The sequence below is a fragment of the Rhodoferax sp. RT5P35 genome, from assembly GCF_056521385.1.
In genome coordinates this window covers 329-1089 of record NZ_JBWMAX010000312.1, presented here as the reverse complement: position 1 = coordinate 1089, position 761 = coordinate 329, and the positions used below count along the sequence as shown (strand labels likewise).

The following is a 761-nucleotide window of genomic DNA, read 5'->3' as shown; positions in this document are numbered from 1 at the left end:
GTCCATCGTGGTGGACTTCATTACGCCCGAGACCGAAACCTCGATCTGGTACTTCTGGGGCATGGCGCGCCACTTCAAGCCCACCGACACCGAGCTCACCGCCAGCATCCGCGAAGGCCAGGGCAAGATCTTCAGCGAAGACCTGGAGATGCTGGAGAAGCAGCAGCGCAACCTGCTGGCCCACCCGCAGCGCAAGCTGCTGATGCTCAACATCGACTCCGGCGGCGTGCAGGCCCGCAAGGTGATCGACCGCCTGCTGGCCGCCGAAGCACCGCAGGTGGCAGCATGAGCACGGCCACCATCAGCGTGCGCGTGGCGCGCAAAACGCAGGAAGCGCTGGACATCTGCAGCTACGAGCTGGTGTCCACCGACGGCACGGCGCTGCCGGGCTTTTCGGCCGGATCGCACGTGGACGTGCACCTGCCCGGCGGGATCACGCGCCAGTATTCGTTGTGCAACGATGCCAGCGAAACCCATCGCTACCTGGTTGGCGTGCTGCGCGACCCGGCATCGCGTGGCGGCTCACAGGCCATGCACGACACGGTGCAAGAGGGCGATGTGCTGCAAATCAGCGCGCCGAAAAACCACTTCCCCTTGGCGCACGGTGCCAGCCGCAGCCTGCTGCTGGCGGGCGGCATCGGTATCACGCCGATTCTGTGCATGGCCGAGCGCCTGGCCGCCAGCGCCGCGCCGTTCCAGATGCACTACTGCAGTCGCGCCCAGGAACGCACCGCCTTTTACGAGCGCATCCGCAGCTCCGG

Annotated in this window: 1 protein-coding gene and 1 pseudogene; both read left to right on the top strand. The window is 66.4% G+C overall.

Annotation, left to right across the window (positions count from 1 at the left end):
- Nucleotides 1-289: pseudogene (locus AC097L_RS25920) on the top strand (aromatic ring-hydroxylating dioxygenase subunit alpha); the annotation flags it as partial.
- Nucleotides 286-761, top strand: a 476-nt coding sequence (locus AC097L_RS25915) for a ferredoxin reductase (RefSeq protein WP_479589561.1), incomplete at its 3' end; no start/stop codon positions are given. The pseudogene AC097L_RS25920 and the gene AC097L_RS25915, both read left to right, overlap by 4 nt.